At 63.7% G+C, this 14,530-nt stretch carries 13 protein-coding genes, 3 pseudogenes and 1 other annotated feature; of the genes and pseudogenes, 10 read left to right on the top strand and 6 right to left on the bottom strand.

Annotated features, from left to right (window positions below):
* Positions 1-155: 155 nt before the first annotated feature.
* The 3 genes and pseudogenes from ACFJGT_RS25110 to ACFJGT_RS25100 form a co-directional block, all read right to left on the bottom strand.
* Positions 156-533 carry a DUF2200 domain-containing protein gene (locus tag ACFJGT_RS25110; RefSeq protein WP_377849070.1) on the bottom strand — a complete coding sequence of 126 codons (378 nt, stop codon included), beginning with the start codon at positions 531-533 and terminating at the stop codon, positions 156-158.
* Between the two features lie 47 nt (positions 534-580).
* Positions 581-1,139: pseudogene (locus ACFJGT_RS25105) on the bottom strand (alpha/beta family hydrolase).
* A gap of 336 nt (positions 1,140-1,475) precedes the next feature.
* Positions 1,476-2,339, bottom strand: a complete 864-nt coding sequence (locus ACFJGT_RS25100; RefSeq protein WP_377844014.1) for a LysR family transcriptional regulator — start codon at positions 2,337-2,339, stop codon at positions 1,476-1,478.
* Between the two features lie 103 nt (positions 2,340-2,442).
* Between ACFJGT_RS25100 and bla the strand changes: the two genes are divergently transcribed.
* The 6 genes and pseudogenes from bla (at position 2,443) to hemN (ending at position 8,268) form a co-directional block, all read left to right on the top strand.
* Positions 2,443-3,336 carry a class A beta-lactamase gene (gene bla / locus ACFJGT_RS25095; protein ID WP_377844012.1) on the top strand — a complete coding sequence of 298 codons (894 nt, stop codon included), beginning with the start codon at positions 2,443-2,445 and terminating at the stop codon, positions 3,334-3,336.
* 361 nt (positions 3,337-3,697) lie between these two features.
* Complete coding sequence (locus ACFJGT_RS25090) at positions 3,698-4,357, top strand: uridine kinase (protein ID WP_377844010.1); 660 nt, start codon at positions 3,698-3,700, stop codon at positions 4,355-4,357.
* A gap of 588 nt (positions 4,358-4,945) precedes the next feature.
* A pseudogene (locus tag ACFJGT_RS25085) lies at positions 4,946-5,271 on the top strand (transposase); the annotation flags it as partial.
* Positions 5,173-5,287, top strand: a sequence feature (AL1L pseudoknot). (Overlaps the previous pseudogene by 99 nt.)
* Positions 5,288-5,440: 153 nt before the next feature.
* On the top strand, positions 5,441-5,842 hold the full coding sequence (locus tag ACFJGT_RS25080; protein ID WP_377844008.1) for an antitoxin Xre-like helix-turn-helix domain-containing protein: 402 nt from the start codon (positions 5,441-5,443) through the stop codon (positions 5,840-5,842).
* A 518-nt stretch (positions 5,843-6,360) separates the two neighbouring features.
* Positions 6,361-6,816 (top strand): pseudoazurin, encoded by a 456-nt coding sequence (locus tag ACFJGT_RS25075; RefSeq protein WP_377844006.1) that lies wholly within the window; start codon positions 6,361-6,363, stop codon positions 6,814-6,816.
* A 111-nt stretch (positions 6,817-6,927) separates the two neighbouring features.
* A complete protein-coding gene (gene hemN / locus ACFJGT_RS25070; protein ID WP_377844004.1) occupies positions 6,928-8,268 on the top strand; it encodes an oxygen-independent coproporphyrinogen III oxidase in 1,341 nt (446 codons plus the stop codon).
* A 7-nt stretch (positions 8,269-8,275) separates the two neighbouring features.
* On the opposite strand, the pseudogene ACFJGT_RS25065 reads toward hemN, so the two are convergent.
* The 3 genes and pseudogenes from ACFJGT_RS25065 to ACFJGT_RS25055 all read right to left on the bottom strand — a co-directional run bounded on the left by ACFJGT_RS25065 (position 8,276) and on the right by ACFJGT_RS25055 (position 11,489).
* Positions 8,276-9,370: pseudogene (locus tag ACFJGT_RS25065) on the bottom strand (NnrS family protein).
* On the bottom strand, positions 9,367-9,945 hold the full coding sequence (locus tag ACFJGT_RS25060; protein ID WP_377844001.1) for a UbiX family flavin prenyltransferase: 579 nt from the start codon (positions 9,943-9,945) through the stop codon (positions 9,367-9,369). Before ACFJGT_RS25060 ends, ACFJGT_RS25065 begins: the two are co-directional and overlap by 4 nt.
* Positions 9,942-11,489 carry a UbiD family decarboxylase gene (locus ACFJGT_RS25055; protein ID WP_377843997.1) on the bottom strand — a complete coding sequence of 516 codons (1,548 nt, stop codon included), beginning with the start codon at positions 11,487-11,489 and terminating at the stop codon, positions 9,942-9,944. The genes ACFJGT_RS25060 and ACFJGT_RS25055 overlap by 4 nt, the downstream gene beginning before the upstream one ends.
* Before the next feature lie 85 nt (positions 11,490-11,574).
* Here ACFJGT_RS25055 and ACFJGT_RS25050 point away from each other — a divergent pair, with 85 nt between their 5' ends.
* From ACFJGT_RS25050 to ACFJGT_RS25035, 4 genes are read left to right on the top strand one after another with little or no spacing between them, the layout of a single operon-like run.
* Positions 11,575-12,126 (top strand): SCP2 domain-containing protein, encoded by a 552-nt coding sequence (locus tag ACFJGT_RS25050; protein WP_377843994.1) that lies wholly within the window; start codon positions 11,575-11,577, stop codon positions 12,124-12,126.
* Positions 12,117-13,094: a peptidase U32 family protein gene (locus ACFJGT_RS25045; RefSeq protein WP_377843991.1), complete on the top strand. Its 978-nt coding sequence runs from the start codon at positions 12,117-12,119 to the stop codon at positions 13,092-13,094. The genes ACFJGT_RS25050 and ACFJGT_RS25045 overlap by 10 nt, the downstream gene beginning before the upstream one ends.
* A 30-nt stretch (positions 13,095-13,124) precedes the next feature.
* Positions 13,125-14,021 carry a U32 family peptidase gene (locus ACFJGT_RS25040; protein WP_377843989.1) on the top strand — a complete coding sequence of 299 codons (897 nt, stop codon included), beginning with the start codon at positions 13,125-13,127 and terminating at the stop codon, positions 14,019-14,021.
* Between the two features lie 45 nt (positions 14,022-14,066).
* Positions 14,067-14,438: a hypothetical protein gene (locus ACFJGT_RS25035; protein WP_377843986.1), complete on the top strand. Its 372-nt coding sequence runs from the start codon at positions 14,067-14,069 to the stop codon at positions 14,436-14,438.
* Positions 14,439-14,530: the final 92 nt, after the last annotated feature.

The raw sequence follows: 14,530 nt of genomic DNA, 5'->3' as shown, positions 1-14,530 counted from the left end.
ATTGAGCTGCGGTGGAATTGGGTCGCCTTGGCCGCACCTCCGAACACTCCTTCGCAGCCTAACGCAGCGTATTTGGTGACCCGGAGCGCGCGCCCTTGAAGGGCGTCGCTGTACGCGAACAGGTTCGGTTCCTAGTTCAAAATCTCCTAATGGCGTCACCCCGGCAAGCGCGTCGACGATGGTCGACGGCATAAGATCTTGTCGATCGCCTTCCCTCGGGCGAGTTCATCGATGAGCTTGTCCAAGTAGCGGATTTCCCGCATCACTGGCTCGGCGATTTCCTCGACGCGGACACCGCAGACAATTCCCCTTATGCTGAGGCGCGCGGGATTGAGTGCCGGCGCCTGGGCGAAAAAGGTCTCATAGTCCGAATTTTTCGCCAGCTGAGAGGCAAGTGCCTCTTGGCCGTAGCCGGTCAGCCAGTGGATGATCAGGTCGACCTCCACCTTCGTGCGCCCCTTCCTCTCCGCCTTGGCGACCAGAAGCGGATAAATCTTGGCAAAGCTCATTTTGTAGATGCGGTGCTGCGTCATCACTTGCGCTTTCTCGGCGCTGCTCGTGGCGTTTCCGGTGTCCATCTTCATGTCGCGACCCTGCCGGGTGTTTGAGCCGCCCGGCCCAGGTAAGCGTTGCGTCCGCGATGGTCACGAGATGACCGGCCGCTGAAGAACCAAGTTCGCTTGCAGGGTTTCAGATCGTGATCGCAATCCTCCAGCCAGAGGATGTCGATCAGCGGCGAAAGATTATAGCTCAAGACCTCCTCGCGGCTGCCAACCTCGCCCCGCGTTCCTTGCACGATGAGGGTAGGAGTCTTCAGATCGACAAGGTGGCCGGTGCGCGATTGCTCCGGCTTGCCGAGCGGATGGAAGGATAACCGAGGCAAAGAAGGCCACGAATCCGTCCACTCTCTAACAACGTGTCCGCACCATGCTCGCGACGCGCCCGCCCATCGAGTTGCCACGATAACAAGCTCTCCCTGCCTGCCGAGCGCGTTGACGGCAGCGATATATCGCGGGTTTAGCTTTTCAGCGCGGGCCGGCGGCATGCGCCCAACTGCGGTCCGCCGCCGCCATATAGTCGAACTCAAAGCGGGCAACGCGAAAGCCCTCTCCGGCTAAGGCATTTGCGGACGCCGTCATTGATGGCGAGTGCATCGGAGCTCCGGCGCCATGCGCCACTAGGATAGTCACGTCGGCCTGGTCGGGGCCGTCGAAAAGAAACATTGCGCTGTCCCACGGGGCCGCTGTCAGCCGCAAACTTACCGCAGCAGATCTCCCGCGTCGGAGCCTTCCCAGTGAGCAGTGGCGGCGACTCCTTCGGCACTGTTCGGCTTGCGGCCGGGCCCGTGCCTCTCTCTCAGGTCAGTGCCGGCTCTTCGGTTGCGTTGTCCAGATCTCTCGCTGTCCGCTTTCAGGCTGACCACCAGTGTCCATTGTTGGCGCACGCCTTTGAAAACAATCGTCTCCATGCTCAGCTTAAAGCTCGGCGACAATCCACCTTTTAAAGGCGACCATGGCGCCGGTTTCGGTCCGTGACCTCAATCGCGTCATCCAGTAGGCCCCGGTAACGATACCGACGTCGAGAGGCTGTACAATACGACCGGAAGAGATATCACGCGAGAACATCGCGGCGGGGACCAGCGCAACACCGAGACCTTGCGCTGCCGCTTCGACCAGGGCCAGCGAGTTATCGAAAATCCAGCCTCGCGCGACCGGCGGGGTCAGTCCCGCGGTAAGAAACCAGAGCGGCCATTCGTCCTGGCGGTATGAGCGCAGGAGCTGCTGGGCTAGCAGGTCAGCAGGAGTGCGGACTGACATTGCGAGGCCAGGGCTGCAGACCGGAGCGAGCGGGGCTTGCATCAGCTCGACCGCCTCTGTGCCGTGCCAGGCACCGTCACCGAACCGAATAAATAGATCGAGGCCGTCGAGGAGCGTGTCGGCACGGTTGTTGTTTGTCTTGATCCGCACCTCGATCTGCGGGTGCCGGGCGTTGAAGTCCTGCAGGCGCGGCAGAAGCCACCCGAGGGCGAAGCTGCTGACCACGCCGATCGTGAGAATCTCGGCCGTGCCGCCGGTACGCAGTTGGTGCACCTTGTCGCTGACCCTCCGTAGCGCATCCGTCAGCACCGGCAGCAGCGCGTGCGCCTCCTCGGTCAGAGCGATGCCACGCGGCAAGCGCTCGAACAGCGTGAAGCCGAGATCTTTCTCAAGCAGCTTGATCTGATGGCTTATTGCGGTCTGGCCCACGCGCAGCTCCATCCCCGCCTTGGTCAGGCTACCGAGCCGCGCCGACGCTTCAAAGGCGCGCAGCGCGTTGAGCGGCAGTCTCGAAACATCCATCCAGAAGCCCCAATTTCATTCATATCAAATCTGAGTAACGATCATTTGGCTAGGGCCATGCGGCCTCGCTACCTCTGCGCCTCCCTCTGGAGACGCAACGCACATGACAACTCGCACCATTGATTTCCTTGCGGACCGGCGCTCATTCTTGATCGGCGCCGGCGCCACTCTAGTCGGCGCCGGGCATGCCGCGGCTGCTCCCGGGACTAGTCTCGATCTCAAGTCTCTTGAAGCCCGCCATGGAGGCCGTCTCGGGCTTTTCGCGACGCGGGACGGCCAGCGGGTCGGCTGGCGCTCAACCGAACGCTTCGCTTTCTGTTCGACATTCAAACTGTTTCTCGCAGCTTATGTGATGCAGACCGTGCAGCAGGGGCGCGATCGGCTAGACCGAGACGTCCCGATCACAGCTGCCGACATGGTGCCGCATGGGCCGGTCACGCAGCCGGCCATCGGCAGAACGCTCACGCTGGGAGAGCTGTGCAAAGCGACAGTCGAGGTTAGTGACAACCCCGCGGCAAATATTCTGATCCGCGAAATGGGCGGACTGGCTGCCTTCCAGCAGTGGTATGGCAGCATTGACGACCACGTCACGCGCGTGGATCGACTGGAAATTGAGCTGAATAGCGCTTTGCCCGGCGACATGCGCGATACCACGACGGCCGAGCAATATGTGGCCAACCTCGACCGCGTCTTGCGCGGCAACTTGCTTTCAGCGGCGCACCTGCAGTTGCTTACGCGTTGGATCACCGAGACACCCACCGGGGCCGGCCGGATCAAGGCCGGCGTCCCCGCCGGCTACACCGTCGGCCACAAGACCGGCACGGGCGCGCGGGGGACGCACAACAATATCGGCATCATTTGGCCGCCAAGCGGACCATCGATCCTGATCTGCGTGTTCTTCACGGGCGCACAAGACGCAACACCGGGCGCCATTGATGCCGTCGTAGCGGATGCGACGCGTCAAGCCATGAAGGCATTCGGGCTTCCATCTCGCTAGGGGAGCCGGTCGTCAGCATTCGCTGATATTTTCCGTGGCAAACTGCAACCACTGAGGTCGGGGTAACGGTTGTCGGTGGAAGTCGAATGCCCATTGATAGCGCATGATGGATGCGAGTCGAACGTGATCCACGATGATGCCCGCGCATGGATCACGCTGCGACAACCGCTATAATTAGAGGTAGCACCGATGCCTAATGCCTTTCACGCCTCAAATCGCGACCGGAAGCCCGTGCCATACGCACTTTCAGATAATGGTTCCTCGTGGAGATTGATCCCGCCGCAGAATAGCTGGGTCGATTATAACTAAACGAGGAAAGAGCCACCCGCGCGCAGAGTGTTGCACGGGAACGCTGACCGGCATGGCGGGACAGCAGCTTCTCCATCCGAGGCGTATCGCGCCGGACTTACCAGGAAGCCAGACGCTGATGCATTTCTCCGATACCAACACATTCGCTCGTCAGATCCACTTGCATGCGGCCAAGGCGGATGGGCCCTATGTGATAGCGCTCGACGGACGCAGCGGCGTGGGCAAGTCGACTCTGGCAGCTCTGCTAACAGACAAGGTGGGAGCCGCGCTCATTGAGGGTGACGACTTCTTTGCCGGCGGCACTGGGTTGCGATCAGATTCCCCTGCCATCCGCGCTGCCGACTGTATCGACTGGCCCCGCCAGCGCGCGGTGCTGGGCGCCTTGCGGCAGGGTCGCGCTGCCAGTTGGCGCGCGTTCGATTGGGAAGCTTTTGACGGCAGGTTGCAGTCAAGCGTGTCTGAGCTTTCAGCGCGATCCGTCGTTATCCTCGAGGGCGTCTATTCGGCTCGGCCGGAACTCGCCGACCTCATCGACATGAAAGTTCTCGTGGTCGCTTCAGACGCTTCCCGCAAAGCAAGACTGCTTGAGAGAGAGGGCATTGTAGGTCCCTGGGAGCGCCAATGGCATGAAGCCGAAGAGCACTACTTCCGTGAGGTTATGCCGCTGGGCCGGTTCGAGGCAGTCTTCGACGCGGCCAATTCGGATGATTGAACGTGATTGGACCTGATGAAGCTGCTGAAAAATTGTGGCAGAGATCCCTGCGCTGACACGCGAACCGGCTCGACGAGCTTTTGTCTCGACCGGCACCGCGGAATGTCGGCTTTCTGGCAGAGTTGCAAGTTCCGCTTATGGCGCGTTTCACCAGTGTTTGGCTTCAGTCCGACCTGCGTCTTCGTCGGTCTCCCTCGCGCCCAATCCCCTCCGTCTAGGGGATGCCTCTCATTCAACAATGCCTTCCCATGCTCTCGCGGCGTTTGGGACGGGAACAAGGGGCCATGGCATCAGCGATATGGAAACTGATTCAGGAAGCTCGGCGCGCGCGGGCAAGGCGGGCGCTGAAAGAGGCCCGTGAGGAGCGGGAGCGACAGGAGAAATTAAAGCCGCGATTGGTCGTCGATAACGCCGCCGAACCAACCTCTCAACTGGGAGAGGCAGCGTGGGTCAAACCTCAATCTTCAAAGTCGTCTTGCGCCTAGCTGCCCTTTTGGCGGCGCTAGCACTTGTCGTCTTCGCGCGCTTCTGCGGAGTTGAGACGTAATCTACGCTGCCACGCGGAAGGTGGGTGCCCGCGCGGTGCGGATGGTGCTGGACCACGAAGCCGAGCATCCGTCGCGCTGGGCGGCGATCACCTCGATCGCCTGCAAGATCAGCTGCACGGCGCAGACGCTGAACGAGTGGATCAAGAAGGACGGGGTCGACAGCGGCCGCAAGCCCGGGCTGACGACCGTCGTGACGGCCAAGCTCAAGGCTCTCGAACGCGAAAGCCGGGAGCTACGGCAGGCGAACGCGATTCTGCGCAAGGCGTCGGCGTATTTTGCCCAGGCGGAGCTCGACCGCCGACACCGGTCGTGATCGGCTTCATCGACGATCCCCGCGGGGCCTATGGGGCCGAGCCGATCTGCAAGGAGATCAGGAATTCCGGCGTAATCGAGGGGTAGCAATCAGGGTCGGAAGCTCTGCTGGGACACTGTTGTTCATTGCAGGCGACGTTTGATCGAGTGGTTGAGGGCAAGAGATGCTTTCGCCAATGGGCGCCATCGGATAAATTTCGTGCCAAAGATGGGACGCATACCGATGGGCATCCCGCGCCAAGCGTCAAAGACGGACATTCCGCGGATCACCGCCAACGAAGCTGCTGCAGCAGCACGCGCGGTAGTAAAACTCTTTGAGCGATGGAAGCTCGACGATGCGCTCGCACGGGAAATGCTGGGCGGTCTGCCTGCCCGGACGTATGCGCGATGGAAAACAGGCGAGCAGGTTCGTATCAGTCGAGACGTGGCCACGCGCCTGTCGCTGCTGATGGGAATCCACAAGGCGCTACGATTGCGCTTTATCGAGCCAGAGCGTGGCTATGCCTGGGTCAACAAGGGAAACGATACCTTTGGCGGGCGAACCCCGGTCGAGATCATGTCCGAGGGTAGCATCTTTTCGCTGGCCAGGATCCGGGCCTGTCTTGATGCGGAGTGCGGAGGTTAGGGACAGCCCACCGGATCCACGCGGTGGGTCACCGAAGCCTGCTTCGGAACACTCCGCCCCAATTGCCGCTAACCAGACGGCCAGAAGTTCGCGGAACCATACGCATCGCGTTACGCCGCGGCCCTTCAATCGATGTCGTCATCGATGAAGGCTTCGATGAGCGCAAGCTTCCGGTCAGCCGCAGTTTATTGAGGAAGTCGATCCCAAGACCCACAAGGTCCTGCGCAAGCGCAAGCCCGAAGTGGTTTCAAAGGAGCGCCCGCCTACGTCTCACGAAGCCGCTCTGACGGAGTGGCGGTCAGCCCGCAGGGCCTTCAAGCAGGCGCTCGCCGCCGCACGAGGCTATCGCGATCTTTTGGAGGTTGCGCGGAAGGAGAACCGCGGCGACAGAAATGCGATCCGTCGGCCGACCGCATTCTTCTTTGCGCAAACTCAAACAGCCCCCCGGAGGCCCGGCGTATGACGCTTGCTAAGAGCTCGATGCGGCTCGCGGTTTTACCCGAAACAGGAGAACGACAATGCGCAAACTCATGATGCTCGGCGCCCTCGTGGCGGGGCTTGGAATTGCCGGCGTGAGCCAGGCGGCCGAAGTCCAGATCAAGATGCTGAACAAGGGCACGGAAGGCGTGATGGTGTTTGAGCCTGCTGTCGTCAAAATTGCGCCAGGCGACACCGTCCGGTTCGTAGCCACCGACAAGGGCCATAACGTCGAGACGATCGAGGCGATGCTGCCCGAAGGGGCGCAGGCTGTCGTCGGCAAGATCAGCGAAGAAATTGCCGTCACCTTCGACAAGCCCGGCGTCTATGGCTACAAGTGCAAGCCCCACTACGGAATGGGCATGGTTGCGATGGTCGTCGTCGGCGATGCCCCGAATCTCGACCAGGCCAAGGCTGCGACCCATCCCGGCAAAGCGAAGCAGGTGTTCGCCAGCCTGTTCGATAAGCTGGCCACCCTGACAGTGGCAGCAAAGTAGGACCCTGCCGTTCCGACCACCGTCACGATCACATCGTGGCGGTTGTCGGAATCATGCTGCCTTTGAACGGCCCCCCGGGATTATTCCCATAAGAGTTGGCCCGACCAGATTATGAACGCCTCAGCATACGCAGACGAGCGTCTTCCTCGTTACACGAGCTACCCAACCGCTCCTCAATTCCGTGAAATGGATAGCTCTCTCTATGCGGGCTGGCTCAACTCGCTGGCGCGAGGCACCCCGACGTCCCTGTATCTGCACGTCCCTTTCTGCCGCTCGATGTGCTGGTACTGCGGCTGCCACACCACGGTCGCGCTACGAGACGGCCCGATCATCGATTATCTCGCAACGCTGCGCGGCGAGATCGCGCTGGTAGCCGAGGCGCTTTCCGCTCCGCTCGACGTGCGCCATGTCCATTTCGGGGGCGGCACCCCAACCATCCTTGAACCAGCGAATTTCGTCGCCCTCGTCGCGTTGCTGCGGCAGCGTTTCCCAATTCACTCGGACGCGGAGATCGCCGTTGAGATCGACCCACGCCGGCTCGAACCGCCGATGACGGCGGCTCTGGCCGCGGCTGGGGTCAATCGCGCCAGCCTGGGCGTGCAGAGCTTCGACCCTGTGGTGCAGAAAGCCATCAATCGCATTCAAAGCGTTGAGCAGACGGCCGCCGTGACGACGGGCCTGCGCAACGCCGGGATCGCAGCAGTCAGCTTCGACCTGATTTACGGACTGCCGAAGCAGACACTGCAATCCTGCCGCGACACCGTCGAGCAGTGCCTAACGATGCGGCCCGATCGCTTCTCGATCTTTGGCTATGCACATGTGCCGGAATTCAAGAAGCACCAGCGCCGTATCGCGACGGCGGACCTGCCGGACGGCGAGGCCCGGCACGAGCAGGCCGAACTCATGGCACGCCTGCTCACCGAGGCGGGCTATGTCCGGATCGGGCTCGATCATTTCGCCCTCCCAGACGACCCAATGGCGCGGGCGCTGTCGGAGGGGCGGCTCCGTCGAAACTTCCAAGGTTACACGACCGACCCTTGCGAGGCGCTGATTGGATTCGGGGCCTCCGCAATCGGCAAGCTGCTCCAAGGCTACATCCAAAACGAAGTCGTCATCGGTCGCTATGCCGAACGGATCGCCGACGGCGTGCTACCGACCCGAAGAGGCTATCGCTTGACGCCCGAGGATCGTCTCCGGGCTGAACTAATCGAGCGGATGATGTGCGACCTTACCGTCGACATTGATGCGATCTCCGCGCAGCACCCTGTCGATGCGCAGGTGCTCTCGCTCTCGCGACGCAAGCTTGAGCTGCTGGCACAGGAAGGCCTCGTTGCCTTTGACGGCAGTCGCGTGCTCCTGCCCGAGAATGCCCGCCTATTGGTCCGCAAGGTCGCCTCAGTCTTCGACGCGCATCTCGACCAGCAACAGCGGCAGTACAGCAGCGCCGTTTAAGCCGCTCTCATCGTGCCAGTCCGAGAGACCGCCGGTAAGACGCGAAAAACAGCAGGAAAGCCGAACTCCAGCACAGTGATGCAAGCTGCAGCTGAAATGGCATGCCGCGCTCAGCCAGCAGCCGCAACGGTGCTGCGCCAACGCCGGCGACGAATATCGCCAGCGAGCCAGCCGGTCGAGAAAATGCCTGACGCAATTGCCGTCGGGCCATGACCGCCAGGCACATGGCGCCGATGGCACCCGCCGCCCAAGCATGAAGAACCGCGTTGTCGCTGACGCCGAGTCCCGCGCTACGCAATACGTTCAACCCGAGGCCCAGCGGGATCCAAGCATAGGCGAGATGGATTGGCACAAGCCCCGGCTGGCCGGCGACGCGCCAAGGCCGCCAGGCGAGCAGGCGGGCCGCTTGTAGCACCGCCGCTGCCAGGCTCGCAGGCTGTTATTCGTCAGCGTCGAAGCACCAGAGCCCGATTGCGATGATGAGTGAGAGAGCAGCCGCAACCTCGGCGGAGTGCGACAACCGCCGACCGTATCGCGCTCCTCGCAATGCCAAATACGATGCTGTCAGCGCGGGCGCGGTACGGCCGCCGATCACAGCGATGAGGCCAAGGATCGCAGCCAGCGCGAGCCGGAGGCGAAAATCTGCTGGCATGATATCGGGCGCAGCCGCTGCCATAGCGAGGAGAATGAGGAGAAAAACGACCTTGATTTCCCTCATGGCGCCGGCCTTCACCACACGCGCGGCCACCAGGATCGTGATGGAGAGGATGAAACTGGCCGCGATGGGAGCGGCCACCCCAGGCGACCAGAGATGCACCAGCCGCCCTGCCAGCCAAAGCGCCATAAGGACGCGCACAACGCGCTGTGGGACGGGCGGCGGCCGAGTCCAGCGCGGCAGCGCGGTCAGGAGGAAGCCAGCCAATACCGCTGGAACCATTCCGAAAAGAAGCATCTCGCGATGCGAGACGGCGGCGGTCATGCCAACCGGCCAGCCCGCGATGAGCCATGGCAGCACGCCCGCCGCTGCAGTGCCTGCCGCCAGGACGAAGAAGATTCGAAAGGGCTGGCTCGCGCAGGCAGCGCAGCCATTCGTGGTTGTCACGCTTGACCGCTCTGCCACTCGATGATCGGTAATGCCTCGAGGCCGAGGTCAAGCAGTCCGATGGCGCGCAGCGCGATCTGATCGACGATCGCGGCGATGTCGCGTGGCTTCAGGTAAAAAGCCGGAACCGGCGGTGCGACGATCGCGCCGTATTCCGTGACCTGGGCCATCGCCCGCAGGTGGCCGAGATGAAACGGGCTTTCTCGTGCCACCAGCACCAGCCGGCGCCGCTCCTTGAGCTGGACATCGGCGGCGCGGGTCAGGAGATCGCCGAGCTGGCCATAGGCGATGGCGCAGAGGCTGCGCATCGAGCAGGGCGCGACGATCATTCCGGCCGTGCGGAAGGAGCCGCTGGCGATACTCGCGCCGATATCGCGATGATCATGGCAATGGGAGGCCAGCGCCCGTGCCCGCGCCGGGGCATCCGGGTCGATCTCGCTCGCGAGCGTCCGTTCCGCCGCCGGCGAGATCACCAGATGCGTCTCGATCGCGCCGGTCTGGACCAGCCTTTCCAAGATCTTAAGCCCGATCGCGGCCCCCGAAGCGCCACTGATCCCGATGATGACGCGGCTCATCGCGCACCTTCCGATCCCGGCGCCAGCCCGAGCGAGGGCCAGAGCGCGTCGATCCGGGCAGATACCGCCGGATCCATCGCCATCGGCCGCCCCCATTCCCGCTCGGTCTCGGGCGGCAGCTTGTTGGTGGCGTCGATCCCGAGCTTACCGCCGAGCCCTGGCTTCGGCGACGCGAAGTCGAGATAGTCGATCGGCGTGTCGGCGATGCTGACGAGATCGCGGCTGGAATCTGAGCGGGTCGCAACCGCCCACATAACCTGCGCCCAGTCGCGCGGATCGATGTCGGCGTCCACAATGACAACGAGCTTGGTGTAGCTGAACTGCGGCAGCAACGACCACAGGCCGAGCATGAGCCGGCGCGCCTGGCCCGGATATCGCTTGGCGATGGCGATGACGGCGATCCGGTAGGAACAGGCTTCCGGTGGCAACCAGACATCGACCACCTCGGGGAATTGCCGTTGCAACAACGGCAGGAACAGCACGTTGAGGGCTTCGCCGATGCGCGAGGGCTCGTCCGGCGCCCGGCCGGTGAAAGTCGAGAGATAGAGCGGCGCTCGCCGCATAGTCACTGCCGTAACCTTCATCACCGGGAAGGGCTCGACCGCGTTGTAATAACCGGTGTGGTCGCCATAAGGGCCTTCCGGCGCCGTCTCATCTGGCGAGACGAGGCCTTCGATGACAATCTCGGCCTCGGCGGGCACCGACAGAGGAACGCTGACGCAAGGGACAAGCACCGGCCGCTCGCCGCGCAGCAGACCGGAGAAGCGCAGCTCCGGAACCGTCTCCGGCAAAGGCAGCACCGCCGAGAGGATCGTCGCCGGATCGGCGCCGATCGCGACCGCGACCGGCATCTCGCGGCCGAGCCGACGCCATTGTGCGTGATGCCGCGCCCCGCCGCGATGGGTGAGCCAGCGCAGGATGGCGCGATCGCGGCCGAGCACCTGCATGCGGTAAACGCCGAGATTGCTTTCGTCTTCGGCCGAGGGCTCGGGCGGCGCGGTCAACACCAGCGGCCAGGTGATCAGCGGCGCCGGCTCGCCCGGCCAGCAGAGCTGCACCGGCAGGGCGGTCAGGTTGATGGCATCGCCCCGGAAGACCAGTTCCTGCACCGGTGCGCGTCCCGATTGGCGCGGCCGCATCGACAGCGCGGCGCGCGCCAGCGGCAGCGCTTGCCAGGCTTCGGCCAGCCCGCGCGGCGGCTTGGGCTCGCGCAGCTCGGCGAGTGTTCGGCCGAGCGCCGGCAGGTTGTCGGGGCGGATGCCGAGCCCCCAGGCGACGCGCTCCACCGTGCCGAAGAGATTGGTGAGCAGCGGGACCGTTGAAACCGCGCCGTTCGACTGCACGGGCCGCTCGAACAGTAACGCTGGCCCCTCGTCGGCCATGACGCGGCGGTGAATCTCGGTGATCTCGTGCACGACGCTGACCGGTTCCGCGATCCGCCGAAGTTGTCCGGCGGCGTCGAGATGGGCGAGGAACGCGCTGAGGTCGCGAAAACGGGGCAGATCGCGGATCGGCAAGGGCAGAGGCTCCAGTTGCCGGACCATCCCCGCTTCATTCGCAGTCGTCTTTGCGCGGGAACAACGAGCGCGTCAGCTTCCGCCCTAATCTTCCGCGCACAGGAGTTCAGTGATGCCGGAACCGGAGACGACAGATTTGCACGCGGTGACGCCGCGGTTGCCGCAGTGGCTGTCGCGGGTAGTCGCACCGTTTCCGCTCGGGCCGCTACAGCCGGCTCTGGCCCTGCTGCTCGCCCGGATTGGCCGCGCCCATCCCGATCTTTACGATCGTCTTGGCGAGCATGCGCAGAAGCGCTTCGGCATCGATCCGATCGATGTGCCGTTTGCCTTCGTGCTGGAGCCTAAGCCGCGCCGGCCGCTGGCGCGCGCCGTTCGCGAATTGCCGGACGGGCTCGACGCCAGCATCCGTGGCCCGCTTGCAGGGCTGATCGGCATGGCGGAAGGGACGCTCGACGGTGACGCCCTGTTCTTCTCGCGGGTGCTCTGGGTGGAGGGCGACGTCTCTGCCGCGCTCGCGCTGCGCAACGCCCTCGACGATGCTCGCATCGATTTCGGTGCGCTCTTGTTCGGTGGTCTCGGGCCTGTCGGCGCGCGTCTGGCGGATGTCCTGCGCGAGCGGATGCGTCCGCGACCGGGAACATCGGAGGATTCCGCGTGGAGCTGATCTGCCCGGCCGGGACGCCGGCGAGCCTCGGAGCGGCGGTGGAGGCGGGAGCGGACGCCGTCTATTGCGGATTCCGCGACGAGACCAATGCCCGCAATTTTCCGGGTCTCAATTTCTCGCGCGAAGAGCTGCGCAAAGGCATCGCCTTCGCGCACCGCCATGGCGTCAAGGTGCTGGTCGCGATCAACACCTTCGCGCGGGCCGGTTCCTTCGGACTCTGGCAAGCGGCGATCGATGACGCTGTCGCTGCTGGGGCTGACGCGCTGATCCTGGCTGACCTCGCGACGCTCGACTATGCCGCCAGCCGCCATCCCGATCAGAGACTGCACGTCTCGGTGCAGGCCGGTGCGGCCAATCCTGATGCGATCCGTTTCTATGCCGAAAGCTTCGGCGCGCGCCGCGTCGTCCTGCCACGTGTGCTCAGCGTGCCGGAGATCGCGTCGATCGTGCGCGAGAGTGGCTGCGAGACCGAGGTTTTCGTCTTCGGCGGCTTGTGCGTGATGGAGGAGGGTCGCTGTTCGCTCTCCTCCTACGCCACGGGCCAGTCACCGAACATGAACGGCGTCTGCTCGCCGGCAAGCCATGTCGCCTATGCTGAACGAGAAGGTCGGACTGTCTCGACCCTTGGTGGCTTCACCATCAATAGCTTCGGCAAGGACGAGCCGGCCGGTTACCCGACCCTGTGCAAGGGCCGCTTCGCGACGCCGAAGGGCCCCGGCTACATCTTCGAGGAGCCAGTGAGCCTCGATGCCGCAACCATGCTGCCAGCCCTGCGCCAGGCCGGCGTGACTGCTCTCAAGATCGAGGGGCGCCAGCGCGGCCGCGCCTATGTCGCAGGTGTCGTGCGCTCCTTCCGAAAAATACTCGCTGCACTCGAAGAAGGCCGTAGCGCCGCAGGAGCTGGCCTCGGCGCCTTGGCGGAAGGACGGGCGAGCACGGTCGGCGCCTATCGCAAGACCTGGCGCTAGCGGCCGGGATCCAAGGAAGGAATAGCGGCGATGCAGCTCACCCTCGGCCCGGTCCTCTATCATTGGGCGCCGGAACGCTGGCGCGATTTCCATTACCGGATCGCGGACGAGGCCCCGGTCGACACGGTGGTGGTCGGCGAGGCGGTCTGTTCGAAGCGCACCCCCTTCAAGCAGGACTACATCCCTGCCGTGGTCGAACGGCTGGAGGCGGCCGGCAAGCGGGTGCTGCATGCCTCGCTGATCCTGATCTCCCTGCCGCGCGAGCGCCGCCAGACGCGCGAACTGATGCAGACCGAGGAGGCCGAGGTCGAGATCAACGATCTGAGCTGCCTTGCCTCCCTTGGCGAGCGGCCCTTTGCAGCCGGCCCCTTCGTCAACGTCTATAATGAAGACACAGCGGGCTTTCTGGCTCGGCGAGGAGCGATACGCATCTGCCTGCCGCCGGAGCTGCCACTGTCAGCAATCAAGACCATCGCCACCGCATTGCCCCAGCTTGCCATTGAGGTCTTCGCTTTCGGCAAGGTGCCGCTGGCGATCTCGGCGCGTTGCTATCATGCTCGCGCCCACAAGCTAACCAAGGACAATTGCCGTTTCGTCTGCGAGCAGGACCCCGACGGCATGCCAGTTGAGACGCTGGATGGTGCCGGCTTCCTCTCGGTCAACGGCGTGCAGACCCTCTCGCATACCTCGGCCAGCCTGCTGCGGGACATTCCGGCGCTGCGCACGGCCGGGGTCGCCTCGCTCAGGCTCTCGCCGCAGGACTGTGACATGGTCGCGGTCGCACGGTTGTTCCGCGACGTTGCCGATGAGCGGCTCGATCCGGAGGAGGCCGAGCGTCGCCTCGGAACGGTTTACCCTAACGTGCCCCTCGCCAACGGCTTCCTGTATGGGGTCCCGGGTCACGCTCGTGTGGCGGCCGAAATCTAGGCGAGAATGCAATCAACCGCGTCCGAAGGGCGGAAGGAGCCGGTCATGGATGGCGGGCGAAATAACGGAACGCGCAATTCTCATGAGCACAGCGCTCCACCGACATCGGCAAGCGAGCTGATCGGCCGGCTCCGACGAGTGCTGCGACCTGAAGAGCTCAATTGCACCTGTCGGGAGACGCTGGACGGCGCCCTTGATCGCTTTGACCAACTCGAACGTCGGCGCGAATGGCGGCGGCAACTCACAACCGCACGCGATCACAAGGAGCGGATTTCTGCGCTGCTGGTGTTCCTGTCGGAGCTCGATGCATTGAGCGAGGCCGAGAACGATCGCAGCGTCTTCGAGGAGTTGGCGCTTCTCTTCATTGAGATCGCACGCAGCGCAGAAGCGGGTGCGGCCGCCTTGCGCGAACTCTGATCCCAGGTTGCGGGAGCTTCTCCCAGTCTCGTCGGATTTGCGTTTCCGCAACTTGGCTCCGCGCTTAGGCCGCTATTGTTGTGGTGCTGCGA

This window comes from Allobosea sp. UC22_33, from assembly GCF_042700715.1.
Taxonomy (GTDB): domain Bacteria; phylum Pseudomonadota; class Alphaproteobacteria; order Rhizobiales; family Beijerinckiaceae; genus Allobosea.
This window is presented reverse-complemented; position numbering and strand designations above follow the sequence as displayed.